Source organism: Methanoculleus taiwanensis, assembly GCF_004102725.1.
In the GTDB taxonomy this organism is placed as follows: Archaea; Halobacteriota; Methanomicrobia; order Methanomicrobiales; family Methanoculleaceae; genus Methanoculleus_A; species Methanoculleus_A taiwanensis.
The window spans coordinates 883,648-907,118 of the sequence record NZ_LHQS01000002.1 but is presented as its reverse complement, the minus strand read 5'-3'; the positions used below and the strand labels follow the sequence as shown (position 1 = coordinate 907,118).

At 61.2% G+C, this 23,471-nt stretch carries 25 protein-coding genes; 5 read left to right on the top strand and 20 right to left on the bottom strand.

What is annotated here, in order from left to right:
* Positions 1–3 precede the first annotated feature (3 nt).
* Entirely contained in the window at positions 4–1,371 is a 1,368-nt protein-coding gene (locus tag ABH15_RS09250; RefSeq protein WP_128694051.1) for a hypothetical protein, read from the bottom strand.
* Between the two features lie 149 nt (positions 1,372–1,520).
* Positions 1,521–3,899, bottom strand: coding sequence for a hypothetical protein (locus ABH15_RS09245; protein WP_164913697.1), 2,379 nt, complete (start codon positions 3,897–3,899; stop codon positions 1,521–1,523).
* A 308-nt stretch (positions 3,900–4,207) separates the two neighbouring features.
* On the opposite strand from ABH15_RS09245, the gene ABH15_RS09240 reads away from it, so the two are divergent.
* Entirely contained in the window at positions 4,208–4,453 is a 246-nt protein-coding gene (locus ABH15_RS09240; protein ID WP_128694049.1) for a hypothetical protein, read from the top strand.
* Positions 4,454–4,610: 157 nt separating this feature from the next.
* Here ABH15_RS09240 and ABH15_RS09235 read toward each other — a convergent pair whose 3' ends face one another.
* The 14 genes from ABH15_RS09235 to ABH15_RS09175 all read right to left on the bottom strand — a co-directional run bounded on the left by ABH15_RS09235 (position 4,611) and on the right by ABH15_RS09175 (position 15,814).
* Positions 4,611–4,841 carry a hypothetical protein gene (locus ABH15_RS09235; RefSeq protein ID WP_128694048.1) on the bottom strand — a complete coding sequence of 77 codons (231 nt, stop codon included), beginning with the start codon at positions 4,839–4,841 and terminating at the stop codon, positions 4,611–4,613.
* 132 nt (positions 4,842–4,973) lie between these two features.
* A complete protein-coding gene (locus tag ABH15_RS09230; RefSeq protein WP_241648062.1) occupies positions 4,974–5,567 on the bottom strand; it encodes a DUF1016 N-terminal domain-containing protein in 594 nt (197 codons plus the stop codon).
* A 174-nt stretch (positions 5,568–5,741) separates the two neighbouring features.
* Positions 5,742–6,209 carry a hypothetical protein gene (locus ABH15_RS09225; protein WP_128694046.1) on the bottom strand — a complete coding sequence of 156 codons (468 nt, stop codon included), beginning with the start codon at positions 6,207–6,209 and terminating at the stop codon, positions 5,742–5,744.
* 142 nt (positions 6,210–6,351) lie between these two features.
* Positions 6,352–6,576, bottom strand: a complete 225-nt coding sequence (locus ABH15_RS14130) for a Fic family protein (protein WP_394342496.1) — start codon at positions 6,574–6,576, stop codon at positions 6,352–6,354.
* Positions 6,470–6,739 (bottom strand): hypothetical protein, encoded by a 270-nt coding sequence (locus ABH15_RS14000; RefSeq protein ID WP_241648085.1) that lies wholly within the window; start codon positions 6,737–6,739, stop codon positions 6,470–6,472. The genes ABH15_RS14130 and ABH15_RS14000 overlap by 107 nt, the downstream gene beginning before the upstream one ends.
* A 123-nt stretch (positions 6,740–6,862) precedes the next feature.
* Positions 6,863–8,365: an ATP-binding protein gene (locus tag ABH15_RS09210; RefSeq protein WP_128694045.1), complete on the bottom strand. Its 1,503-nt coding sequence runs from the start codon at positions 8,363–8,365 to the stop codon at positions 6,863–6,865.
* A gap of 183 nt (positions 8,366–8,548) precedes the next feature.
* Positions 8,549–8,785, bottom strand: coding sequence for a hypothetical protein (locus tag ABH15_RS09205; protein ID WP_128694044.1), 237 nt, complete (start codon positions 8,783–8,785; stop codon positions 8,549–8,551).
* A gap of 39 nt (positions 8,786–8,824) precedes the next feature.
* On the bottom strand, positions 8,825–11,686 hold the full coding sequence (locus tag ABH15_RS09200; RefSeq protein WP_128694043.1) for a hypothetical protein: 2,862 nt from the start codon (positions 11,684–11,686) through the stop codon (positions 8,825–8,827).
* Entirely contained in the window at positions 11,683–12,021 is a 339-nt protein-coding gene (locus ABH15_RS09195) for a hypothetical protein (protein WP_128694042.1), read from the bottom strand. The genes ABH15_RS09200 and ABH15_RS09195 overlap by 4 nt, the downstream gene beginning before the upstream one ends.
* Entirely contained in the window at positions 12,014–12,187 is a 174-nt protein-coding gene (locus ABH15_RS13660) for a hypothetical protein (RefSeq protein WP_206633432.1), read from the bottom strand. The genes ABH15_RS09195 and ABH15_RS13660 overlap by 8 nt, the downstream gene beginning before the upstream one ends.
* A gap of 411 nt (positions 12,188–12,598) precedes the next feature.
* Complete coding sequence (locus ABH15_RS09190; protein WP_164913695.1) at positions 12,599–13,753, bottom strand: ORC1-type DNA replication protein; 1,155 nt, start codon at positions 13,751–13,753, stop codon at positions 12,599–12,601.
* Between the two features lie 169 nt (positions 13,754–13,922).
* Positions 13,923–14,312: an HIT family protein gene (locus ABH15_RS09185; RefSeq protein ID WP_128694040.1), complete on the bottom strand. Its 390-nt coding sequence runs from the start codon at positions 14,310–14,312 to the stop codon at positions 13,923–13,925.
* Positions 14,288–15,451: an HNH endonuclease domain-containing protein gene (locus tag ABH15_RS09180; RefSeq protein ID WP_128694039.1), complete on the bottom strand. Its 1,164-nt coding sequence runs from the start codon at positions 15,449–15,451 to the stop codon at positions 14,288–14,290. Before ABH15_RS09180 ends, ABH15_RS09185 begins: the two co-directional genes overlap by 25 nt.
* Before the next feature lie 183 nt (positions 15,452–15,634).
* Positions 15,635–15,814 carry a hypothetical protein gene (locus tag ABH15_RS09175; protein WP_128694038.1) on the bottom strand — a complete coding sequence of 60 codons (180 nt, stop codon included), beginning with the start codon at positions 15,812–15,814 and terminating at the stop codon, positions 15,635–15,637.
* A gap of 203 nt (positions 15,815–16,017) precedes the next feature.
* Between ABH15_RS09175 and ABH15_RS09170 the strand changes: the two genes are divergently transcribed.
* The 3 genes from ABH15_RS09170 (at position 16,018) to ABH15_RS09160 (ending at position 18,735) form a co-directional block, all read left to right on the top strand.
* Entirely contained in the window at positions 16,018–16,221 is a 204-nt protein-coding gene (locus ABH15_RS09170) for a type II toxin-antitoxin system HicB family antitoxin (RefSeq protein ID WP_128694037.1), read from the top strand.
* On the top strand, positions 16,218–16,445 hold the full coding sequence (locus ABH15_RS09165; RefSeq protein WP_128694036.1) for a type II toxin-antitoxin system HicA family toxin: 228 nt from the start codon (positions 16,218–16,220) through the stop codon (positions 16,443–16,445). The genes ABH15_RS09170 and ABH15_RS09165 overlap by 4 nt, the downstream gene beginning before the upstream one ends.
* A gap of 799 nt (positions 16,446–17,244) precedes the next feature.
* Positions 17,245–18,735, top strand: coding sequence for an arylsulfatase (locus ABH15_RS09160; RefSeq protein ID WP_128694035.1), 1,491 nt, complete (start codon positions 17,245–17,247; stop codon positions 18,733–18,735).
* Between the two features lie 159 nt (positions 18,736–18,894).
* On the opposite strand, the gene ABH15_RS09155 is transcribed toward ABH15_RS09160, so the two are convergent.
* Genes ABH15_RS09155 through ABH15_RS09145 form a run of 3 tightly spaced genes read right to left on the bottom strand, consistent with a single transcriptional unit; the run spans position 18,895 to position 22,103 of the window.
* A complete protein-coding gene (locus ABH15_RS09155) occupies positions 18,895–19,974 on the bottom strand; it encodes a mechanosensitive ion channel family protein (RefSeq protein WP_128694034.1) in 1,080 nt (359 codons plus the stop codon).
* A 1-nt stretch (position 19,975) separates the two neighbouring features.
* Positions 19,976–21,343, bottom strand: a complete 1,368-nt coding sequence (locus tag ABH15_RS09150; protein WP_128694033.1) for a DUF2254 domain-containing protein — start codon at positions 21,341–21,343, stop codon at positions 19,976–19,978.
* Positions 21,344–21,356: 13 nt separating this feature from the next.
* Complete coding sequence (locus tag ABH15_RS09145) at positions 21,357–22,103, bottom strand: hypothetical protein (RefSeq protein WP_206633431.1); 747 nt, start codon at positions 22,101–22,103, stop codon at positions 21,357–21,359.
* Positions 22,104–22,429: 326 nt separating this feature from the next.
* Here ABH15_RS09145 and ABH15_RS09140 point away from each other — a divergent pair, with 326 nt between their 5' ends.
* Entirely contained in the window at positions 22,430–22,702 is a 273-nt protein-coding gene (locus tag ABH15_RS09140) for a hypothetical protein (protein ID WP_128694032.1), read from the top strand.
* On the opposite strand, the gene ABH15_RS13995 is transcribed toward ABH15_RS09140, so the two are convergent.
* Positions 22,695–23,468: a Fic family protein gene (locus ABH15_RS13995; protein ID WP_241648061.1), complete on the bottom strand. Its 774-nt coding sequence runs from the start codon at positions 23,466–23,468 to the stop codon at positions 22,695–22,697. The two genes, ABH15_RS09140 and ABH15_RS13995, sit on opposite strands and share 8 nt — an antisense overlap.
* Positions 23,469–23,471: the final 3 nt, after the last annotated feature.

The following is a 23,471-nucleotide window of genomic DNA, read 5'->3' as shown; positions in this document are numbered from 1 at the left end:
TCTTCAGTGCAAAACTTCGTAGCCGGGAATCCCGAGGACGTGGCGGGCGAGGTAGGCCGCATCGGCGAGCGAGAGGGCATCGCCGCCCGCAACCATCCCGACGCTCTCGGTCATCGGGTAGCTCTCGATCCCGAGGACGTGCCGGGCGGTGTAGACCGCGTCGTAAAGCGTAACCCGGTTGTCCTGGTTCGCATCCCCGTTCTTCACGACCGTGAGCGGGATGGAGACCGACGTATTGCTGATCCCGTCTGCGCCGGTGGCTTTCACAGGCAGGAGGACCGGCTGGTAGGCACCGTCCACGAACGGCGAGGGGACGATTGCCGCAGTACTTACCGTCCAGATGCCGTCGCCGGTATCACTCATCACTGCCGCCGCGGAGCCGCCGATCGCTGAGAGAGCGGCCGTCACCGAAACGACATTCGCCCCGGTAGCTGTCACCGAGAGCGTGGCGGTCTCGCCCGGTCCCGGGACGCCATCGGTGTCGGTCGGGATGAGGGCGGGCGTCGCCCGGGGATCGGTCAAGGGCTCCACTACGCGGAAGTATGACCAGGCATACGCGTCGGACTGTGACGTACGGATGGCCTGAATGAGGGTGCCTACTGCGACTTCACGTGACAGCACACCAAGATCGATCTCGCTCCCTGCAGCGTCACGGATCCAGGTTTCGTTAATGGGGACGACATCCGGCTCCCCGTCCTTTCCCGGGTGCTGGATTATAACAGAACACCACCCGGCCGTCATATTCAGCGTCTCGCTGCCGGTAACGACGTTTGCGAAGGAGCCGTCGCCCGCACCGCCGGCAGGCCGTGCGAAACTGCGATACCCCTCGGCGAAGAGCCAGACTGAAATATTGTCAGGGAAATCATGCAACGTACCGGAGATCGTCAGGCTGTCGCCCCTGGCAACGGAGTCCGCGCTCAGCGTCACGGTGACAAAGTCTCTCTTCACAACGACCGATGTGGTGCCGAACGCCGCTTTGGAGACATGAGCCCTGTCCCGCGGGGCTGAAACGGCGTAGATCGTGTACGTGCTGTGATCCACGCCCGCGACCTGGCGCACGGCGGAGGTATCCCACGTGTACCTCCAGGTGTTATCGGGCCCGACGCCAGCCTGGACGAAGGTACTGCCCTGCCCGTCGGCTACGGGCACGGTGACGTCGTCGAGTTTGACGCCGTTCTCCGGGAGGTCAGGACCGGTCAGGAAGAGGTAGGTGGTCGTGTTGCCGGTGTTGGTGCCGCCAAGCAGGATTCCATCACCGATCCAGTAGACGCCGGTGCCGGATGCGGTCACGGTGACCGATGCGCCTTCGGCGAGGACGCAGAGGAACAGGCAGAGTGTCAGCGTCAGGAGAATACGGTGGGCGGTTATCATAGGAAAGGGATATCTTCTCTCCGGTAAAAGAGTTTTTCGAGATTTCATTTGATTAGGGAAACCCGATTCAGATAATGACCAATAAAACAAGGCTATTTTGATTTAAGGGCATTTTCAGGATTAAAACGATGGAAAAGGGATTCTGCTTTTCAGTGCAGAACCTCATACCCCGGCATCCCGAGGACGTGCCTCGCGAGGTAGGCCGCATCAGCGAGCGAGAGGGCATCGCCGCCCGCAACCATCCCGACGCTCTCGGTCATCGGGTAGCCCTCGATCCCGAGGACGTGCCGGGCGGTGTAGACCGCGTCGTAGAGCGTAACCCGGTTGTCCTGGTTCGCATCCCCGTTCTTCACGACGGTGAGCGGGATCGAGACCGACGTATTGCTGATCCCGTCTGCGCTGGTGGCGTTCACAGGCAGGAGGACCGGCTGGTAGGCGCCGTCTGCAAACGGCGAGGGGACGATTGCCGCAGTACTTACCGTCCAGATGCCATCGCCGGTATCACTCATCACTGCCGCCGGGGAGCCGCCGATCGCTGAGAAATCGACTGTCACCGACGCGACGTTCGCCCCGGTCGCCGTCACGGAGAGTGTCGTGGTTTCACCCGGTTCGGGTGTGCCGTCGATGTCGGCCGGGATGAGGGCAGGCAATGCCGCGGCGTCGGTGATGGCGATCCCGGCGGTAACCGGGGGGGCGAATATCTGGATCCTGCAGTTCTCTGTGTCCGCGACATAGACATTCCCGTCTGCATCGACGGCTATTCCTTCAGGGTAATAAAACTGGCCGAGACCAAATCCATACGTCCCCCATCGAGAGAGGAGCGTGCCATTCGGACTGAATTTCTGGATCCTGCAGTTCTTCGTATCGACAACAAAGACGTTCCCAAGCGCGTCGAGTGCGACGGCCGAGGTGCCGTAGAACTGTCCGGCCTCAGACCCGTACTCTCCCCACGTATCCAGAAAGGTGCCGTTCGCGTCAAACTTCTGAACCCGGGAGTGATCCGAGACATAGACAGTATCGTGCGAATCGATGGTGATGCCTTTCGGGGATTGGAACATCCCATCGCCGGACCCTTCGCTTCCCCATTTCATCAGGAAAGCACCAGTCGAGCTAAACTTCTGAACCCGATGCAGATACTCGTCCGTGACATAGATATTCCCCTCTGCGTCGAGTGCAACACCGGCGGGATTAAAAAACCTACCATCCCCGGTTGTTCCCCAGCTCCCGCACTTCCCCATATAGCCCCCGTTTGGGCTGAACTTCTGGATCCTGCCGTTTCCCGAGTCCGAAACATAGACGTTCCCCACCGCGTCACAGGCGACGTCGGAGGGACCCTGAAATTGCTGACTGTAATACCCAAGACTTCCCCATTTTAGTAAAAACGTGCCGTTTAATCCGAATTTCTGGATCCTGCTGTTCCCATAGTCTGCAACATAGACATTCCCCACTCCATCGATCACAAGGCCGCGTGGCCTGAGAAAACGCCCATCACTGAAGAGATCGCTCCCCCACTTGGCGAGAAACGCGCCTTCCGGGCTTACCTTCTGGATCCGGTAGTTGTAGGTATCCGCAACGTAGACAGTGCCATCGGCAGCCACCGCGAGATCCTCCGGATAGCGGAACTGTCCATCCCCGGTTCCTTCACTCCCCGAAGTCCAGAGGGATGTGCCGTTCGCGTCGAACTTCAGTATCCGATCGTAGTCTGATACATAGACGTTCCCTTCCAAGTCGACATCGATACCCTGAGGCCAGAGGAACTCCCCGTCACCGCGCCCGTAAACACCCCATGCCATCATAAACGTGCCGTTTGAGTCGAATTTCTGGACTCTCCGGTTCGAGCTGTCTGCGACATATACATTTCCCCGGCTATCGACTGCAATCCCGTACGGGCAGTTGAACTCTCCTTCACCGGACCCTTCACTCCCCCATGCCAGAAGGAATGTGCCGTCAGCAGCGAACTTTTGAACGCGGTTACTATCCGTGACATAGACATTCCCGTCTGCATCGACGGCAATGGCATATGCAGTGACGAACTGCCCTTCGCCAGAACCTAGACACCACCATTTCATCAGGAACGTGCCATTTGAATCAAACTTCTGAACCCGGCCATTCTCTGCGACGTAGACATTCCCCGCCGCATCGGTCGCGATGTCACCCACAATGGCGGAGAACCTTCCATCGCAGCTGCCGCGACCGCCCCATTTCAAGAGGAAGTCTCCGTTTGAACCAAACTTCTGGATCCGATAGTTCATTGCGTCCATGACATAGACATTCCCATCGGTATCGACGGCCACGTCCCTCGGGTAGCAGAGTTTTCCGCTGCCGCGGATATCGGATCCCCACCAGTCCACAAAGACGTAAGCCTCCCCGGATGCAGCGTCCTGCACCGTCTGCTCCTCCGTTCCGTCCGGCAGCGGCACCAGGAGATCTTCAAGCGGCGGAAAGCCGTCAGGGTATGGTATATCCCTAACCTCCGGTTCTTCGGCGAGCGCCACCGGCACCATCGCCGCCAGTGCAAGAAGTATCATGAGCGGGAGCAACTGTCTGCATATCATCGTATCACGTATCACACATGTCAATCGGAGGCCTTTTCCGGGGGATGGATGCGGATTGCTGAAGAATAAACCGGCCTATCGCCGGAAGAGTCGCTGTAGTATTTGCATGCCGGAAAATGCCGTATAGCAAAACCCCTTTACGCCATCCGGCCTGTAACCTGTTTTCGTTGTTCGGGAAGGAAATAGATTTCGCTTTATCCTGCGCGAGCCCGCACCCGTATCCCGTCAAGTAACGCATATCCCCCGCCGGTGCATACGCACTCCAACGGAGGGATGCAACGATGCCGGAGGAGAAGACCACCCGGGAGCTCGTCTACGAGGTCAGCCGGGATGTGAAGTGGATCTGCAGGACGCTGCAGCGGATGGAAGCGCGGGACGAGGGTTTTGAAACCCGCATCCGCGACCTCGAGGGCTGGCGGCAGCGGAAGGCCGGCGAGGAGCAGCGAATGCAGCGGATCAGTGCCGGGGCTGGTGGGCTCGTCGGCGGGGTCGTGGCGGTGCTGGTGCGGGTGCTCGGCGGGCGGTAGGCCCTGCAGGATGGGATCGCCTCTCTGATCGCTCTCACCTGCCGCCACGTCACGATCAGGTCAAACACCTCTCCTCAAACAGTGCTGTACTCCGCACGAAACGTCCCGGCCTCCGTGAAACACTGCTCCTGTCCGGCAGTGTGATCGGCCCGAGGTCTCAGGGTCTTCCGATGCGCCTTCCGCTTATGACAATGACAACAACCCCGATAATGAAAACAACCGCCCCGGTTACTGCCCAGACCGGGGATCCGCCGACAATCTCTTCACAGTTCGTAAAGCATAGAATCGGGCGCATCCGGACAATGTCTGTGCCCTGCAGAAACCATAACAGGCCAAGAAATGCTATAAAAGCACCGAAAAGTGCTCCCGCTATCTGTTTTCCGTTCATGTTCGATCGGATGCTCTCTGCAGCACCTGCTGAAATAGTTTCTCAACAGCACGCCGGGCGGCATCATCACCTCCCCGGCTCCAGCCATCTCCGGTATCGTGATCTCCGGCTGTCGTCGGATCATGTCCAGGATTAACCCCGAAGGTTCTGCCCCACCCCGAGATCCAGGAGAAACTCGCGGATGTGGTCGATCAGACCCCGCTCCCGCACCGCCTCTCCCATCTCGAGAAAGTCAGGGACATACGGATCTTTTATCGTCTGGATGGCGAGATCGGACTGCTCCGGCGGCAGCGTCGCCGAAAAGGTGGTGACTGCCCGTCCTTCGCGTTCGTAGAGGCCGCTCTCGATCTGGTGCACGAGCACGTTCCGCGACCAGCCGTTCGCGATGGTTTTGCGGATGTACCACTCCCGCTGCACCGGATCCTTCACCTTGTCGAGCAGCGTGACCGTGTGGTACCAGGTAATGTGTGCAAGCACCTCCTGCACAATTGCCTCGTCCGGATATGCCCGTGCGAATGCGCTCATGTACTTGAGGTCCCGGGGAGAGAAGCCCATTATATCCGGAAACTCCCGCCGCAGATCCGCTGAGAGCCGGTCGATCACCTTCGCTCCCCAGCCCTCTTCCTGCTGCCGCTGTACGATCTCCCGCCCAATCTGCCAGTAGAGCTGGATCAGTTCCCGGTTCACCGAGAGGGCAGCCCGGACCTGAGCTTCGCGAACCCGCACCTTCAGAGCGGAGAGAAAAGCGGGATAGCCGTCAGGGGGATGTTAGCGCTGCTCATGCCCGATGCTCCGCACTATCACTTCTTCCGGCCGTGCCGATTCTGAAAAACGCTCCGCGAAATCTGCCCTTTCCGGTGCCATTGAGTTTACATTGGCAATTTCCCAGTGATGTATGTATCACCGCACCCCCTCCCTTGCGTTCCCCTCCCGCACCAGCCGGGCATAGCACCCCTGGCAGATACTCGCCCGCGCCTCGCGTGAGTGGTAGGCCGCCTTCCCGGTGTCGCAGATTGTGCACCGCCCGAGGTCGACGGACACCCGCTTGAACGTCCGGTGGTCGAGCGGCCCGGGCAGCGGCCTGACGGGCGTTGCAACACTGTTGTACATGGTGTTGCAAAGGGGTGTGCAAACAGGAGTGCAAACACTTTCGGTCTGCGAACTCTTTGTTACGCCGGGCGTTACAGCATTTCCTGATGAATTGCCATTTTCGATTTTTTCGTTTGCAACAGATCCGAAAACACACCGTTCGCTCCGGCCGTGCATGCGAGTCAGGGCGATCTTCCGGTGCACTGCTCTGCCGCCGGCTTTCAGGACATTTGTGATGTAGTGCGGCCGTTCAAGCCCCGCCCGGCGCTCATCACTCATCTTCGATCAGCTCTTCTTATTCATTCATCTCTCATTCACCCACGCCAGGAGGGCATCTGCCCGGTTTTCCGACCTGGATCAACCCCCTGTTCTGCCGAAAATCCGTGATACTATCCACACCCGTCAGACGAAACCCACTCCGTCACGGCATGTCTCCCTCAGAACCGGGTTTCGCGAGCGTTGCCCGGCCTTTCCCGGTGAGGCGGTACTTCTGGAACCGGCTACTCGGTTTTTCGGGGATGGTATACTCGATCAGCTGATCAGCCAGGAGCTGGCGGACGACCTTGCTCTGCTGGCCCGAGATCTCTTTCTGTCCGAGTTCCCTGGAGAGCTCTGCTTTGGACTTCGGCTCGCCCTCGAGGAGCAGGAGGACTCTCGCTTCCAGTGATTCCGGCCGCGACCCTAGCTGCGGCCCCTGACCGGGAGCCGAAGCCCGGCACCGACCCGTGCGCCTGCCGCAGTTTCTCGAGCGTCAGGGACGGCGGGAGTCTGCCCGGGTTCCAGACCTCCAGCCGGTCCGCAAAGAGCATCACCTGGACGCTGCCGTTGCTCGTGTAGTCGCGGTGGGCGACGGCGTTGACGACCGCCTCCGCCACCACCTCCTTTGGGATCTCGCAAGCGCACCGGCGCCTGCGGGCCGGCCTCGCGGGTGATCACGGCGTATCCCTCCCGGCAAGCAGGGCACGCCCCCTCTCAGTGACCCGATACTTCTGGTTGCCGCTCCGGGGCCTGTCCGGGATGGTCATCTCGATCAACCCCGCCTGCATCAGTGGCTTCAGTATGGCGTTCCTGAATTTGGTGCGGTTCGTCCTCCCTGCAATATCCATAAGTTCAGAGATGGGTGTCTCTGCCATACAGGCGCGCAGCACTTCGACTTGGTCCCCGCTTAGTCCCAACTTGGTCCCCACCTGGTCCCCTGTTTTAGCACGTATTACCCGGTCTCGCCCGGGGCGCCATAGAACCTGGACGAACTGCTCGCCATTCTGCCGGAATTCCGGCGGCGGCAGGCCGGCCTGGATACACTGCTCGATCATATCAAGGGTTCCGGTGCCGGCTTTATCAATATAACGAGTCAGGAAGAGCGGTTCTGCAATGAGAGGGTTGCGCGGGATAGAGGGATGCGGGACACGGAGCGCCTCGGGCGAAAGGGACGGCGGCAGTTGACCGGGATTCCACACCTCCAATCGGTCGGAAAAGAGCATGACCTGAACCGAGGCATTTGAAGCATAGTCGCGGTGCGCAACAGCATTGACGATAGCCTCGCCCACAGCTTCTGGAGGGACCTCGTATGTCGCCGGGGCCGTAGGCCCCTCGGCTCGGGTGCCGATAGAACGGGCAATCTTGGAGAGGACGAAGTCAAGCGACTGATCGACCAGTTCAAAGACAGTGCCCTTGTAAATCTGGTAGGAGGGAATGGGTTTGCCCACAACGGTTCCGTGGAAGTGAAGGCACTTGACCTCGGAGCTGGCGAGGAAACGCTGAGGCTGTTTACCGAATAGGAGCACAGCCGCGTTGTTGGGGAGACTCCCATCAAGCAGGTTAAGGTGCGCCAGCGCTTTGCGCACCGGGGTATTGGGGCTGAGGGCATACCCTCGACTTTGCTGAGCACGGGAAAGAAACTCCCCGACCTTCTCCTGCGAGATAGCATCGAGCGTAGCATCGGCACATGCGGAGGCATCAAATGGGCGGGTTCGCAGTGCGCCGGTGCGGTCCAGGTGTTCGACAAGGCTGGCATAAACCTCCACAGTCAACTCCGGGACGCTGCCGAAACGACGGCGGATGAGCTGGCTGTCAACATTGCGGAGAAGAGCAAGCACCCTCGGATCGCGCACTGAGTCGTCATTGCCTTTAACGAAGACCAGGCGCTCCTTACCTCCGGCAGTGGCGCGATCAAACTCCCGTTCGGTGGGCGAGCGACCGTCGGTATCCGCACGGCCGTACTCGTTACCAAGCAGACAAAGGTAGACGCCACAGCGGTCTACCTCTGCCAGATAGGTCTCATCCGGCCGGCGCCCGGAAGCCGGCAGGTCTTCGAAGAGGAATACATTGTAAAAACGACGCAGCAGAGGGTCGCTCCTGATGTAATCGAATAGCACCCGCCGCTCCTCAGCGAACTCCTTCTGCACGCTGCTGACGAAGATGCGAATGGGGGTCATCGCGCCTGCTCCCGAATGGGCCGGAGGATTCCGATCTTTTCGCCTGCCACGTCTTCCCTCTCTCTATCTTTGCTATCCTTCTGAGTACGTTCCCGGGTGTGGAAATACTATGACGTTGTGTTCTGCGGATCCGGCAATTTTTGCCGCTACCGGTGTTTAAATTCAATTTGAGACGCATCGGTGTTAACCGTTTGCACCGGGCGACGCTGGTTGAGCCCGGTCACAAGGCGTTCCCAATGCAACGCAGTTCTTCAATCCCCAGAACGCCGTAACCCCGTAAAACCCGAAGAGAATACTCAGATACGGGTCGGCGGTCAGGATCCCATGCAGTAACCAGAGCAGATTCCCCACGACCCAAGCCGCAAACCCTGCCCGCCGGATGCCCGGCGACCGCGACGCCACCAGCACCGCTCCAACCATCCCGAGCACCACCGCCGGCCTGCAGGGGATCGACGGGGATCACCGCACCCCCTCCCTCGCGTTCCCCTCCCGCACCAGCCGGGTATAACATCTCTGGCAGATACTCGCCCGTGCCTCGCGTGAGTGGTAGGCCGCTTTTGCGGTGTCGCAGATCGTGCACCGCCCGAGGTCGACGGACACCCGCTTGAACGTGCAGTGGTCGAGCAGGCCGGGCAGCGGTCGGACGGGTGTTGCACCACGGTTGTACGTGGTGTTGCAAAGGGGTGTGCAAACACTTTTCGTCTGTGAACTCTCCACTGCGCCAAGGGATTCTTGATTCGCCGACGAATCACGATTTTCGAGTTTTCCGTTTGCAACAGATCCGAAAGCACACGGTTCACTCCGGTCGTGCAGGCGATCAGGGTGCTCTTCCGGTGGAGTCAACCAGGGGGAACTGCGTGATCCGGAAAGTGTTGCAAACGACCTCTCATCGTCGCGATAAATCTCTCCCAATATCCCCCCGTTCTCGAAATTATCGCCATAATGCCGAGAATCTGCACCCTCGAGCTCTTTGCACTCCCCTTTGCACACCCCCTTGCACTCCTGTTTGCAACCATCGTTGCAACACCCATCCGGAGGCGGCGGGGAGCCCTCCTCCCCGGGGTCTGCATCCTCATCCTCCAGCCAGACCGCGAGCTCCGCCATCCACTCCCGGTAGCGCTCGATATCGAACTGGAAGTGGAGCTCGTGCCGGCGGACGGTCGTCCCCGAACTCTCGTCGATCACCGTCGCATCCACCACGCTGATGGCCGGGCACTTCTCGAGGAGGCCGCAGTAGGTCATCCCCCGCGCCGAGTAGCCCTGCAAGATCCGCCTGACCTGGTGGTACGACAGCCCGGTGACCTGCTGCAGCATCCGGACCGTGAACGTCTCCCACCCCATCCGGGCGATCGTCTGGAGTGCCGCCGCTTCGTTCCGGGTCATCTTCGACTCCTGCCCGCCGCCCTCCCGGTTGATCGCGCCGTAGAGCCGGGCGGCCGCGTCGAAGTCCTGGCGGGTTGCCTCGATATGGAGGACGCTGCCGATCTCCTTCGGGGAACGCTGCAGGAACCGCAGCGCCGCGTGGCACTTGATCAGGTCGAAGAGCATCGCGGGATTGCGGCGGTTCGCCGGGTTCGAGAACTGGATCCGCCGGGCGAAGGGGATCCGGACGGAGATCCGCTGCTGCTTCACGATCGACCAGAGCGCCCGGGCGGTCAGGACGTCCGGATCATCTCCATTGGTATGTTCGCCCGCCTCAATCCGCTTGAGGTGCTCGAGCACCGCCCGGTCCTGCTCGGCCGAGTCGTCGATCCAGACCGTGAGCATCCGGTTCATCACCTGGTCGTCGCCCGGGTTCTCGACCTTGGCGAGCCACCAGACGCACCGCTCGGGGATGCTGCAGACCCGGAGCTGCCGGTCGGCCGTGACCGTCCGGTGCTCGATCGGCTCGTGGAACGAGGAGGTCGCGGACTTCAGGACCTCCTGCAGGTCGTCGGAGAGCGTGGTGTCGTCGAAGAGGATCACCGTCCCGGGCCGGAGGTCGTCTGCGTAGTAGAGCGCTTTGTTCGAGACGGTGCCGGTCATTTTGTAGGCCTCGGGGATGAGGGCGAGCATCGTCGAACAGGCGTGGCTCTTGCCCTTGCCGGAGTTCCCCGAGATCGCGACGTGCAGGCCATTCGTGTTCGCCACCGACTGCGAGGCGACCGACATCGCCAGGCACTCCGCCACGATCCGGTCGCCGACGTGGCTCTTGTTGAAGGTCGCGAGCAGGAACGCAAGCGGATCGCCCTCTTTCAGGATCTCCATTGCCCGGTGGTGGTGCTCATTCTCTGGTGGGGGATGGGGGGAGTTGTTCTTCTTCCCCTGTTCCTGCTCCCTCTTCTCCCGTTTCTGCTCCCGCTGCTCGTAGCGTGCCCGGAGCTCCGGCCAGCGCTGCGTCCCGCCGCCGCAGCTCGTGTGGTGGCAGCCGGCGAAGATGGCACCGCTCGCAAACTGGATGGCAAACGCCCCGTCCCTGTGCGCCGCCGAGAACGGGCAGTCCTCGAGGGTGTAGAGCGTCCCGCCCCGGTAGGGTTTTGCGGACCGGACGGCGATCCTGTGGCCTGCGAGCCAGGCGGCGAGGTCGATGCCGGTGCCCCTCTTCGGTGCCGGCGGTTCATCCACCGGGAGCAGGCCGGCGAGGTGCCGTAGCCGTTCCGCCGGAACCACTGCGATCCCGTCGGGAACCGCGAGCAGCCTCGCCCGCCGGTGCGGCCGCTCTGGCGTGGAATCGCCCTTCCGTGATGCGGTGCCGTAGAGCTTCCAGATCCGGGCGGCGTTGTAGTTCGCGGTATCGACGGTGACCACTTCGTTCGAGAAGAGGGCGTCGAGGGTCGCGAGGCAGCCCTTCACGAGCCCGGTCGCCGCCTCGTCGTTCGCAAGGTCGATCCGGTAGAGCAGGTGGGCGCCGTTCCCCGAGTCGGCCTTTATTGGGTCGGGGAACCCCTGCTCGCTGAGCCAGGCGGCGATCTGCTCGGCGGTGGCGAGCGCGAGGTCGTGCTCTGCGTCCGTCGATGAGACCCCGCTCGGCCGCACCGGGTCGATATCGACCGGCAGCCACCGGCGTCTCACGATATCGGCGTCGGCCGTCGTCGCGTCCTTCCTCGAGAGCCGCAGCTTGATCCGGTTCGCCCGCCGGGCGAGGAGCGCCCCGTTCACGGGATTGAGGGTGACGTAGATCCCGCCAACCGCCGGATCGGCGTCGAGCACCTCCGCCCGGGCGGCGAGTTCGGCGCGGTCGTCGAAGTAGCCGGAGTGAACGGCGCTCTCGGCGAGTGCCCGCACCTCCACCACACCGTCCGGGGCGATCACCTCCGCCGCACGGCGGATCGGATCGCTCACCCCGTCACCCCCGGGATGAGGGGGAAGAGGGGGGCGCTCGCCGCCTCCCCCCGGGCGACCCGCTGGAAGCTGACGAGCGGGATGATGAACGAGCCGGCGCGGGTGTGGAGCACCACGGCCTTGCCGGTGCAGTTCACCGCGGCATGGCCTTCGATCGTCGTTTGGCCCATCGGCATCCCGCCGTCGCGGACGACGCAGTCCTGCTGGATCGGCACCACCCGCCCGGAGAAGAGCAGGTGTTTCGCGTCCTCCGGTTCGATCCGGTAGTGTTCGGCATCGACCGCGACGTGGAGGGTGCCGCCGCTGCCGTAGGCGAGCGTTCCCGGCTCAGGCATCGGTATCCCCTCCGGCAACGACGGTGGTGACCGCGTAGTAGTGGCCGGCGGCGCCGACGACGTGGATCTCCCGGAGTGCCCGCTTGTGCCGGGCGACCTCGGCCGCGACGACCCCGGCGATCAGGTAGAGCGGCACCTTCCGCGGTGCATCTCCCGGGGCGGACACGCTTATATCGTTGGAGTGCCGAGTACCATTGGCGGTCCGGTGCATCCGAGTGCTGGAAACAATTGGTTGTGCCTGGCTGCCGTCGCAGATTCTTTTGCGTTCTCTCGTCGATCCGGCCGGGACAGAGGAGCCCCGCCGCTCTCCGGGGGCTGCAGTCTCGTCCCGGGGTATGGGTCGTGATTTCTGTTTCATGCGTAGCCTCGCTGCTGCATTTCGCGGTGCACCGGCAATCCCGGAGGGGAAGAGCCATTCTGCATGCACCGCTTGGTTGAGCGTGCGGGTACACGGCTTAAAAAGGTGTGGGGAGAATGGTGCGGGTGAAAATAGGGGTTACTTAACCGTTACTTAACCGGAAAAGGGTGAAATGGCCGGAGAAGGGGCGGAACGGCTATTCCCCGCCGGAGAGAGGCACTATGCCGCGCCGGTTTTCCCCCGCGGTTCACAGACGGCGAGCACCTGCTCGGGGGTAAAGCGGAGCAGAACCTCCCGGGTTCGCCCGCGGTCGGTGCGGAGCGGCAGGTCGATGAGCCCCGCCTCCTCGAGCCGCTTTAACCGTGTCCGGTAGGTCGTCTCGCTGCTTACGGCGTACCCCTGCACCGCCTCGTAGACCGCACCCGAGGTCATGTCCGCGCCGGTATCCCGTGCCATCTCTGCGATGCGGGAGAGCAGGGCACGCTCGCCCTCCTTCAGGTCAGCGGCCCGCTTCTGCAGGGTCGGCGTGATGACCGACCGGGAGGCGGCCATCACGTCCTGTCTGGTGACCGTCCGGCGCCCGTCGCTCTCCGCACGCTCGGCCGCCGTCCGGACGAGGTCGATCCCGACCCGGACGTCCTGCTCCTGTGCGGCGATCTCCGCGATGAGGGCAGTGTTCGCCTGCGACACCACGTTCGGGTAGAGCCCCTGCCGGATCCGGCCCTCCAGGATCTCCCGGATCTCCGGCTTTGCGTACGGCTGGAAGAAGACCTCCGTCGGGTGGAAGACCGACCGGACCTGTGCGTCGACCTCGGCGGCGAGGTTCAGGGAGAGGTCACTTAAGACCGCGAAGACGCCGGCCTTCCGGACGTCCCACGATTCGTAGAGCCGGAGGAGCCGGTAGAGGAGGTCGTTTAAGTGCCTGGCCTCGTGCAGGTAGTTGGCGTCGTCCAGGCAGACGAGGAGCGCGGCGTTTCGGTCGCCGAGCCGTTTCGTGATGCTGCCGACGACGTCGTCGAGGTGCCGGCCGGCCGACGGGGGAGCGTAGCCGACGAGTTTTTCGTAGATGCACGCAAAGACGGCGAACGGCGTCCGGTGCTGCTGGCAGTTGACATAGACCGGGACGATCCTCTGCGTCGCCTCCTCGATCTCGGCGAAGAGCCGGTGGACAGTGGTGGTCTTGCCGGTGCCGGGCGGACCGCGGAGGATAGCGCTCCTCGGGCTGCCGCCCCGGACGGCCGGCCGGGCGAGAAGGGCGAGTTCGCGGATCTGGGCGTCGCGGTGGTTGAGCTGGTCGGGGACAAACGTGAACTCGAAGACCTCGCGGTCGCGGAAGAGCGTCTGGTCGTAGCGCAGGGTTTCTTTCTGCCTCATAGGTAAGCGTTCAGGAAACGGGGGCATATAAAAGCGCGGCGGGCGCGGGTTGAAAGTGAACGAGGGCATCCGAGATCTGATTCGGAGGGGGCTCGACGGGAGCGGCTTCATCACGTATAATCGGAGCGAGCCGTCATTGGTTCTCGTAAACCGGCGTGACCGAATCTCCTCAATACACCCGCCTTTCCGGAATAACCCCTCGCACCCCGCCCCGCAGCTCCTCCATATCCCCGGTATACCGCGGGATGACGTGCACGTGCAGGTGCATCACCGTCTGCCCGGCAGCCTCGCCGACGTTCACGCCGATGTTGTAGCCGTCGGGACGGAAGCGTTCATCAAGGAGATGTTTCGCCTCGCGGACGAGCGCGAAGAGGGCGGCCTGCTCCTCGTCCGTCGCGTCGAAGAAGCCGGCGACGTGCCGGAAGGGGATGACGAGGAGGTGGCCGGGGTTCACCGGGTACTTGTCGTAGCGGGCGTAGCAGAGATCGCTCGCGAGCACGATCTCCTCGGGGCGGGGATTGCAGAACGGACAGGTCAGCATGCCCGTGTTTTGTACCATGCTTCGTAACCTCTGATATCGATCAGGTAGGCGCACTTATGCATCATCCGTTCAAACGCCTGATCCTGCCAGTCAGTCCATGAAGCATATGGACCCAAGAGCGAAACCGAGATCTCTTTCTCAAACTGGTGAGGAGAACGATCATGGAGCAGATCCCAGTATTCGATGATGCACTCCCGGCGGGATTCCAAGCGTGAACGGTCGGGAATGCGATCACGCTTTTTGGCGTTAACCGACGCGAGGGTGGGGAGGAGGTTCCACAGATCGTTGTTCTTCCAGACCGAAAAGGGGAGGACGTGGTCGATATGCATCGCGTCCGGTGAGGAAATGGCCTTCCCCGACCAGACACAGGTCAGCGACCCCTCCTCCTCAAAGACTGACCGGTAAATGCTGCGAGCATCCGCAACCGCCCGTTCGGTCGTCGGCATCGCCGTGAGCAGGGAGAGCATGCACTCCTCAGTGACGGTGCGTGTCTTATCCGCCGCTGCGGTAAATGCAGCCCACTTCTTCAGCAGGCACTCTTCCCCCGAGATGAAACTCCCGAAGTACTCGAAGATCGTGCAGAGATCCCGTGAGAGGGAGAACCGGCCGGCGTGCTCGATCAGGTATGGTCGGTCGACCGGACTATCGTTCGGGAGCCGAGGCAGCGGCCTGGTATAGTCGAAGACTGAGTAAGGCCTTTTCGACTGCGAATACCCGAGGTGATTCATCGGCATCTGGGTGATGGTCTTTCGGATCTCCTTCACCAGACTTATGAACGCCGGCTGGATCTCGGCCGGGATAGAACTGCGAATATAGTCATTGTAGAAGACCGACATGCCACCCCGTTCTTTGTAATAGACAATGATCGGCATGAAGTGCTTCCGGAATGAAACAACCTTCCCCGCATCCTGATCCGGCGTCTCCCCGTTCTTCTGCGGGATGAACCTCGCTGCCGCGAAGATCGGGTAGTAGTAGAGCAGCCACTTCTCGACGAGCAGCCCGAGGGGAAACCAGACCGTATCGCCGTCATCCTCCCGGAGGTGCGAGGACTGCTGGCAGATCTCGATGACGCCCCGGAGGAGGGCGTACTTGTAGGTCGCGTCGGCGCTGTCGCGCTCGATGATGGTGTTGATCCTCCGGTATTCAGCGAGATCCATGCTCTTCAGGAAGAGATTGAGAAATGGGATGATATGGATGCCGGTTTTCGTTCGGCAGGGTTTCTGCAATCAGATACATGCCTTCCCGATCAACTCCGGGACCTGCAGGCATCAGCGAGACCCGGAGAGCAAAATATTATGCCGGAGACTGCCGCTCTCCTGCATGGAGCGTCCCAGATGCAATTAATCATCATCGCCGGGTTTGGGGTGGGCGATATCGATACCTATGAGATCGTACCGGCGGTTCTCGAGATAGCGGTGGATCCGGAGCGAGGCCGTGCCGTGGACGACATACTCCTCGGCCACGCCATATCGCTCCCGGATGGTGCGAAGGTTCTGCCGAATCCGGGTGAGAGGATGCATAGGTACTGTTGGATATCGCATCCAGACACTTATACCCTCCGAAACACCGGCGTTGACGATGCAGTCCCCGATGCCCGAGCTCTTCCAAGAATCTGACCCTCCTTTGCCAAAGGTTTCACGGGCGACAGTGCCGGGTCAGCAATCTCACCCAATGTATCCATGTGCCAATTAAGTATAAATTCCCCGGATTGACACTGTAGGGTATGAGACTGCGTGTAGTGCTTGAGCCCAGTGAGGAAGGGGGCTATACGATCTATGTACCAAGCCTTCCCGGCTGTATCAGCGAGGGCGACACAAAGGAAGAAGCATTGGAAAATATCAGGGAAGCGATTGACCTGTATCTTGAAACTGTCGAGGATGATCTCACTTTTAGCGAAACAGCCGAGCAGATTGAGATTGCCGTATGAGCAAGGTACCTGTTCTTGATTATGACAAAATCGTTACCGCTCTTCAACGGGACGGGTGGGTCGTCGTCCGCACGCGTGGCAGCCATATCCGCCTGCACAAGCATCTGCCGGACAAACTACTGAAACTGACAGTCCCTATGCATAAGCCGGTCAAGCGTTCAACGCTGTCGCACATTTTAAAGCAGGCCGATATGACGGTCAAAGATTTGAGTGATCTGCTCTAGGCGGTCATTCCCTCGCCGGGCAATCCTCGATAAAATCTTCGATCGTCCACCCCCCTCCCCACGATCGGACGGCAGTGATGGCGTCTCTGCTATCCTCGCGGCATGATCCGGGTATCTCTCGAGAGGTGATCTTGCGAAAGACGGAACCCACGAATCCGGGGCTGTAAGGGATCGACAACATGAGGTCAGCCCGAGGGGGAACCAGACCGCATCGCCGTCGTCCTCCCGGAGGTGCGAGGACTGCTGGCAGATCTCGATGACGCCCCGGAGAATGGGCGTACTTGTAGGTCGCGTCGGCGCTGTCGCGCTCGATGATGGTATTGATCCTCCGGTATTCAGCGAGATCCATGCTCTTCACGGAAGAGATCGGGGAGCGGGATGATAGGGATGCCGGTTTTTGTTCCGGCAGGGATGCTCAACTGAAGCGATTTTACGGGCAGCATCACCACCGGCCGTGTGCACTTTCCGATTGCAAGCAGCATATCCACGGTACGTGAACAAAATGGTTCTTGGTTCGTGAACAAGGAGATCCGTACTGTGCTTCCTGAGCGGTTCAAATCGAAGGAACGGATCCACATTCTCCGATAGTATTGACCCACCCTGACCAAATCAAGGGCGGATGCATAAGGGGCGCTGTAGTGAGTGGCAGGGCCGGTTAACGGGGACGCCAATACCGCCCGGGTGAAGAACGTGTTCTATCAGAACAACGACGCCACGGCTGTCCGGAATCAGAGGTATTTCTCTAAAAATATAAATACTCGGGCAATAATAAGCAGCCAAATACTCAAGGAGGAACAATATGGCACAAAAGCATCCAAATATCCTCATTCTCTGGGGGGATGATATCGGCTGGTGGAACATCAGTTACAACAACCGGGGCCAGATGGGCTACCGAACACCCCATATCGATCGCATCGCCAACGAGGGCGTCGCCTTCACCGACTACTACGGCCAGCAGAGCTGCACGGCAGGGCGGGCCGCCTTCATCACCGGCCAGAACCCGATCCGGACGGGGCTGACCAAGGTCGGGATGCCCGGCGCGGATGTCGGCCTCCAGGCGGAAGACCCGACCATCGCGGAACTCTTAAAACCGCAGGGGTACGTCACGGGCCAGTTCGGGAAGAACCACCTCGGCGACAAGGACGAGTTCCTGCCGACAATGCACGGGTTCGACGAGTTCTTCGGCAACCTCTACCACCTGAACGCCGAGGAGGAGCCCGAGGACCCGGACTACCCAAAAGACCCGGCCTTCCGGGAGCGATTCGGGCCAAGAGGCGTCCTTCACGCCGTGGCGGACGGCCGGGGCGGGCAGACGATCGAGGACACGGGGCCCCTCACGAAAGAGCGCATGGAGACGATCGACGAGGAGGTGACCGACCGGGCTCTCGCGTTCGTAGAGAAAGCGCACAGAAACGGGAAACCGTTCTTCGTCTGGTACAATACCACGGCCATGCATTTCCGAACCCACCCCGCAGAGAAGCACAAGGGCAAGAGCGGCCAGGGGTTCTACAACGACGTGATGGTGGCCCACGACGAGAATATCGGGCGGATGCTCGACAAGCTGGACGAACTCGGTATCGCGGAGAACACGATCGTGATGTACTCGACCGACAACGGGCCGCACTTCAACAGCTGGCCGGACGCCGCGATCACCCCGTTCAGGTCCGAGAAGAACACGAACTGGGAAGGCGGATGGCGCGTCCCGGCGTTCGTGCGCTGGCCGGAAAAGATAAAACCCGCAACCGTACTGAACGGCATAGTCGCCCACCAGGATTGGCTGCCGACGCTCCTTGCCGCCGCCGGCGAGCCGGCGATCAAGGAGAAACTCCTCGAGGGGCACCGTGCCGGGTCGAAGACCTTCCGGGTGCATATCGACGGCTACAACCTGCTCCCGTACCTGACGGGAGACGTCGCGGAGAGCCCGCGGCAGACCTTCTTCTACATCAGCGACGACGGCGATATCCTCGGCATCCGGCACAAGGACTGGAAGGCTGTGCTGATGGAACAGCGGGCGAAACAGCTCGCAACCTGGATGGAGCCGTTCGTGCCGCTCCGGATCCCGAAGATCTTCAACCTGCGGCAGGACCCGTTCGAGCGGGCCGACGAGAACTCGAACACCTACTACGACTGGCTGATCTCCCATGCATACCTTATCTACGGCATGCAGGCGCTCGTCGCAGCCGAGATCGAGGCGTTCACGAAGTACCCGCCGCGCCAGAAGCCGGCCGCGTTCAACCTGGACGCGGTGCTTCGGCAGCTCGAGGAGGCGGGGAGCGGTAAACTCCATTGACCCCTTCTCTTTTCGATCCGACCCGGAACGTCCCGCACGTCCGGATACGGGAAGAAGGAACCTTGCGTCCGTCTTCCGGCTGCTGGTCTCCGGACGTAGACGATTAACCGTGCCGGCGCCTTCCCGGACCCATGCGATCGTACCCGGAGGAAGGGGCAATCACGCACCCTCTCTATGCTCTTCACCTTCTGCCGTATGGAGGGCGATATCCGATACCGGCCCCGATACGAAGCCTCTCTCGAAGAGCCGCCTGTAAATCGCCGTGTTCAACTGGTCTACAACGATTCGGGTATCGACGTAATCCTCGATCCAGCATCTGGCCCGGATCAGCACCCCGGTATCCCGGAACTCCCACAGCAGCACCTGGATCGGCCTGTCCCTCACCACCCAGTCCTGCTCCTCCACGGCCTCCTGTATCAGCTGCCGGACAACTTCGATATCCGCTCCATACGCCACGGCCACGTCGGTCTCGACCCGGAAGAACTTATCAGGGATCGAGTAGTTCGTGACGAGGTTCTTGCCGATGAGAGAGTTCGGGATCGTGACCATACGTTTATCCCGGGTGAGGATGCGGGTCGACCGCCAGCCTACCTCCTGGACATCGCCCCAGGTGTTCAGCTCCAGTATCTCGATACGGTCGCCCGGCCGGAAGGGCTGATCGACCCTGATTACGAGCCCGGTGATGATGTCGTTGATGATATTCTCGGCGGCCAGCCCCACGACCAGCGTCGTCACGCCGAGTGCGGCAAGGCTCGTCGTGAGGGCTGTGCCGGTAATGCCGAAGAAGTCCATGAGGATGATGGCGGCCAGTGCGAAGATGACGATGTACAGGATGTACTTTATCGGAGAGACGACCTTTTCGTGGGTGGTTCCATCGAACCGGGGGGCGAGCACGCCCAGGTACCAATCGGCAGTGGCGGAGACCAGGCGTACCGCGAAGTAGATCCCAAGGAGCCAGTAGAAGAGGAAGAAGATATCGTCGAAAAGAAGAACGCCCGGTGCGACGACCCGGACGACCTGGTGCAGGCCGAATACAATGATGAGCAGGTAGACGAACTGTTCGACAAGCGAGAGCATCTGCCGGCTCGGTGCGAGGCGGGGTTTTCTGAGCGCCGGCCAGAGCACCCGCCGCATAACGACCCGGGCGGCGACGAGGGCGATGCCGGTCACAATAAGAATGATAAGGGCTTGCCCAACCTGGGCACCGAGATCCGTGATAGAGTCCGGAGTCACGTTCATTTCAATGCTCCTCCGGCTCGTTCCGGGCCGTGGCACCGGAATCTGGTATCAACCCCGCACATGGCAGTGCCGCCTCCAGGAGGTCCGCGTTCCGGCAGATCGAGCGCCGGTCCTCGTCGATCAGGCCGCTCGCCCGGGCTTCCTCCCGGATGAGGGCGACCTGGCGGCGCAGGGGCATGCAGGACTCGGCAGAGGTGATCTCCGTGCCGATCGTCGCGATCACCTCGAGCATATGCTGGAGCACCGGGGCGCTGTCCCGCCCTGCATGGCGGAGCATGGCGAAGGAGTCGCTGACGAGCTCATCGAAGGTCACCGGCTCGAGTACGAGGCGAAGCCGACCGTGACGGTCGTAGTGGTGGGAGGCCGGTTCGCCCTGCCGGAGGAACAGCGCCAGGCCTTCGCCGAGATAATCCAGGCAGATCGTCGGCGTGTAAGAATCGTTCTCCGACACCGCCCGCAACGCCGTCTCCGTGAGCAGGGTGACGGCATAGACGACGTCCTGGGCGGGCGAACGTCGGTCTCCGATGTGGATGGCCTGTCGCACCTCTCCCGCGAGCCCGACGTCCACCTGACCAGATCGCCTGACGTGGGCGATGACGACCCCGGGGCCGACGAAGTCGCCGGTCTTTCTCCGCACCTCGATGACGGCGTCCTTCCTGGTCGCGACCGCCAGAAGGTGGTCGTGATCGATGTACTGGATGTAGCCTGCCTTCACCGCCCGTACCGGGTGGCTGCCGGTCTCCGCCACGGCCGGTCCCCCGCCCGAGGCGCTTCGGCGCCCTTCCGGAGCCAGAGAGCGGATCGCGTCCTGCAGCTCCACTCCCGCCTTCGCCACGATCGTGGGGGCCTGGATCATGGTGCTCAGGTGCTGGATGAGCAGGATCAGCGAGGCGAAGGATGCGAGCAGCAGGAGCACCCCCGCAGTCAGGGTGAGCTGCGGTATCCTCCAGCCCTCATCAGCCAGGGGAAGGGTCTCGGCCACCGCCCAGAGGTAGACGACCGTGCTCACGAACATGCCGAGGATGAACTGCGTCGTACGATCGCCCATGAAGAGCCGGACTAATCGGGAGCCATACTGGGCCGCCATCGTGGAGAGCGGCAGGGTGAGCAGCGTGAAGACCACGCCCGCGGTGAGGATAATAGTCGTGCCCATGTTGATCAGGAACGTGCGTGTCTCGGCTACGCCGCCCATCAGGACGAGGCGGCTGATCAGCGTAATATCGTAGGGGATACGGGCGTCTACCCAGAGCAGGACCCAGGCGAGGATGATCGCGCCAAACGACATCAGCAGGGGAACAAACCAGAAGTTCACCCGCATCCGATCCCGGGCGTACCGGATCCGGGCTCGCCGTATCCTCGAGCTGCTCATGCGGCACCAGCGTTCAACGCACCTCACCGCTTGCGGCGTCGGGCGGGTTGCGGAGGTTCAGGACGAGCAGGTGAACGCTGACTGCCAGCACCCATGCCGGGAATATCAGGAGCACCCACAGCGAAAAGCCGATACTTAAGAGCAGCACCAGCGCCAGCACATAGGTTACGATAGCCCAGGCACGGTGCATCACCCCGGTGCGGAGCCAGATCGTCGCCAGGGATATCATGAATACGCCCGCCATGCGGATCGCGTAGAGGTTGAGAACCTGATAGAGAACCGACCTGCCGTAGAGGAAGACGCCGCTCTCTATCAGCGTGCTCGATATGATGGCATAGCTGCTCAGAAGCCCCCCAACCAATGCCGCCGCAATAAACGTGAGAGCCAGGAAGAGAAGGCCGCCGCCAAAGAATACCGTGGAGAAGAACCGATCCTCGGCATCGCCGAGCTGATCCCGGATTACGCCGATGAACCAGAGAAAGGCGATCCCGGCGAACGGAACCAGGATCAGCGCAAAGTCGACCATCCGTGCGTGCGTTCGCACCCATTCATAGTCGGCGATAGCGTAGGGAGGAATCGAGAGAACCATGAGCACCAGGGCCGAGCCATACAGGACGGCAAACAGGATGCCGGCGACCGCCGCAGAGCGAGGCGGTTTTATCGATTGCTTGAGTGGGGTGACCGGTCGTTCGGAGGTTCCGTCATGCAGTATCGGCATATCCGCTTCACCCATATCATCAGCCGGTTCAATGACGGTCATACTATATATGGTTTGTTTCAGTATAGCCGGCGGTGCTGCTCCACGGCCTAAAACCGAGGTTTCAGATCCGCCGGGAGGGGAGTCCCACACAAACGCAGGTGCCTGCTCCGCACAGAGGCAGGGAGGGTTACGGGAGGTCGCCAAGAGTGAGACAAAAACCTACCAGAAAGAGGTGGAGAAGCAAGGCGACAGTCGGCCGGCCTTCAGGTGCAGGGATCTCGTCCGCCTCGCACACCCGTCAGGGAATTCCAGCCAAATGCTCTTTGAGGGAATGCTCACTGTTATCGGATCCGTTTGTTATATCTCCATACAACAACAATGAGAGCATGTCGGTGAGCACCGGATCCGCCCATTCCCCCACCCTCGATACGATCAGAATGGTCGAAGACTTCATCCAGGAGCACAGCGGCGAATACCGTCGCCGGGCACTGTGGGAGCGCCTGCCGCGAAAGGTCATGCATCAGACGTTCAAGACGATCATCGAATACCTCCTCGAGTCAAACAAGATCGCCATCGACGCACGGGGGAAGGTCTGCTGGATCTACGATCCGGATCTCGCCCGGCGGTACCTGGCCCGCAAGGATCTGCGGATCAGATGAAGGCGGCAATCTCTTTTGCGAGAAGCAAAGGTAAAAGAAGCCTTCGAGGCTCTGCTCTGAAAGCATCGCCCCGGACGGAAGACCGGGAACCGGCCGCCCTCCGGGATAAGGCCATCGCGGCGATAGCAGCCAACGCTTTTTGCGGCACCAGGTCCCAAAGAGGCAGATCCCGCAGGTCTACCTGCAGCGGCATCCGCCGATACAGAACCTCTGGAAGTACAACCTCTCCAGATTCGGGTACTGATGGCAACCTTCCGGAGATCTGCCGCGAGGGTGCCGGTTCGATCGCGCCGCCTTGCGGGAAGCGTCGGTTGCCGGCATCCATTTGCTCCCCGCCTACCCGGAAACAGCATCTGCTGGAACGTCCGGGCGTCGGCTTACGACCGGAGCGGTGCCGCTCGAGGTAGGCGCTGATGGAGAACCTCGGGCTGCCTATCAATCCCTTCTCGTACAGGATCAGTAGGACGAGCATCCGTCCGATACGTCCGTTGCCGTCGCAGAACGGGTGAATGAGTTCGAACTGCATTGTTAAAACGGAGATCTGGACGAACTCGTCCTTCTCCTCGCGCTGCAGGTAGGCCGCCCAGTCTGCAGAAGGCACTATGCGCTTCAGATACGGGGGCTTGTCCTTCCTTGCACCGTTATCATCGGGCAGGGCATATTGAAACCAGCAATCCTCCACAATGCAACCAGCCCGAGGATTGACGGTGCGCCGACCAGGGGCGAAAAGAGAGAGGGGATCTGCGTTTCCGGCTCTTTTCAGCATCCC

What these genes read in the sequence shown, in the direction of transcription:
- ABH15_RS09155 (WP_128694034.1), bottom strand. Translation starts at nt 19,974, where the DNA reads ATGAACGTGACTCCGGACTCTATCACGGATCTCGGTGCCCAGGTTGGG.
- ABH15_RS09205 (WP_128694044.1), bottom strand. Translation starts at nt 8,785, where the DNA reads ATGGTTGGAGCGGTGCTGGTGGCGTCGCGGTCGCCGGGCATCCGGCGG.
- ABH15_RS09185 (WP_128694040.1), bottom strand. Translation starts at nt 14,312, where the DNA reads ATGGTACAAAACACGGGCATGCTGACCTGTCCGTTCTGCAATCCCCGC.
- ABH15_RS09145 (WP_206633431.1), bottom strand. Translation starts at nt 22,103, where the DNA reads ATGACCGTCATTGAACCGGCTGATGATATGGGTGAAGCGGATATGCCG.
- ABH15_RS09250 (WP_128694051.1), bottom strand. Translation starts at nt 1,371, where the DNA reads ATGATAACCGCCCACCGTATTCTCCTGACGCTGACACTCTGCCTGTTC.
- ABH15_RS09240 (WP_128694049.1), top strand. Translation starts at nt 4,208, where the DNA reads ATGCCGGAGGAGAAGACCACCCGGGAGCTCGTCTACGAGGTCAGCCGG.
- ABH15_RS09210 (WP_128694045.1), bottom strand. Translation starts at nt 8,365, where the DNA reads ATGACCCCCATTCGCATCTTCGTCAGCAGCGTGCAGAAGGAGTTCGCT.
- ABH15_RS09140 (WP_128694032.1), top strand. Translation starts at nt 22,430, where the DNA reads ATGTCGGTGAGCACCGGATCCGCCCATTCCCCCACCCTCGATACGATC.
- ABH15_RS09165 (WP_128694036.1), top strand. Translation starts at nt 16,218, where the DNA reads ATGAGCAAGGTACCTGTTCTTGATTATGACAAAATCGTTACCGCTCTT.
- ABH15_RS14000 (WP_241648085.1), bottom strand. Translation starts at nt 6,739, where the DNA reads ATGCTCTTTGCGGACCGGCTGGAGGTCTGGAACCCGGGCAGACTCCCG.
- ABH15_RS13995 (WP_241648061.1), bottom strand. Translation starts at nt 23,468, where the DNA reads ATGCTGAAAAGAGCCGGAAACGCAGATCCCCTCTCTCTTTTCGCCCCT.
- ABH15_RS09190 (WP_164913695.1), bottom strand. Translation starts at nt 13,753, where the DNA reads ATGAGGCAGAAAGAAACCCTGCGCTACGACCAGACGCTCTTCCGCGAC.
- ABH15_RS09160 (WP_128694035.1), top strand. Translation starts at nt 17,245, where the DNA reads ATGGCACAAAAGCATCCAAATATCCTCATTCTCTGGGGGGATGATATC.
- ABH15_RS09235 (WP_128694048.1), bottom strand. Translation starts at nt 4,841, where the DNA reads ATGAACGGAAAACAGATAGCGGGAGCACTTTTCGGTGCTTTTATAGCA.
- ABH15_RS09180 (WP_128694039.1), bottom strand. Translation starts at nt 15,451, where the DNA reads ATGGATCTCGCTGAATACCGGAGGATCAACACCATCATCGAGCGCGAC.
- ABH15_RS09225 (WP_128694046.1), bottom strand. Translation starts at nt 6,209, where the DNA reads ATGAGTGATGAGCGCCGGGCGGGGCTTGAACGGCCGCACTACATCACA.
- ABH15_RS09245 (WP_164913697.1), bottom strand. Translation starts at nt 3,899, where the DNA reads ATGATACTTCTTGCACTGGCGGCGATGGTGCCGGTGGCGCTCGCCGAA.
- ABH15_RS09170 (WP_128694037.1), top strand. Translation starts at nt 16,018, where the DNA reads ATGAGACTGCGTGTAGTGCTTGAGCCCAGTGAGGAAGGGGGCTATACG.
- ABH15_RS09150 (WP_128694033.1), bottom strand. Translation starts at nt 21,343, where the DNA reads ATGAGCAGCTCGAGGATACGGCGAGCCCGGATCCGGTACGCCCGGGAT.
- ABH15_RS09195 (WP_128694042.1), bottom strand. Translation starts at nt 12,021, where the DNA reads ATGCCTGAGCCGGGAACGCTCGCCTACGGCAGCGGCGGCACCCTCCAC.
- ABH15_RS09175 (WP_128694038.1), bottom strand. Translation starts at nt 15,814, where the DNA reads ATGCATCCTCTCACCCGGATTCGGCAGAACCTTCGCACCATCCGGGAG.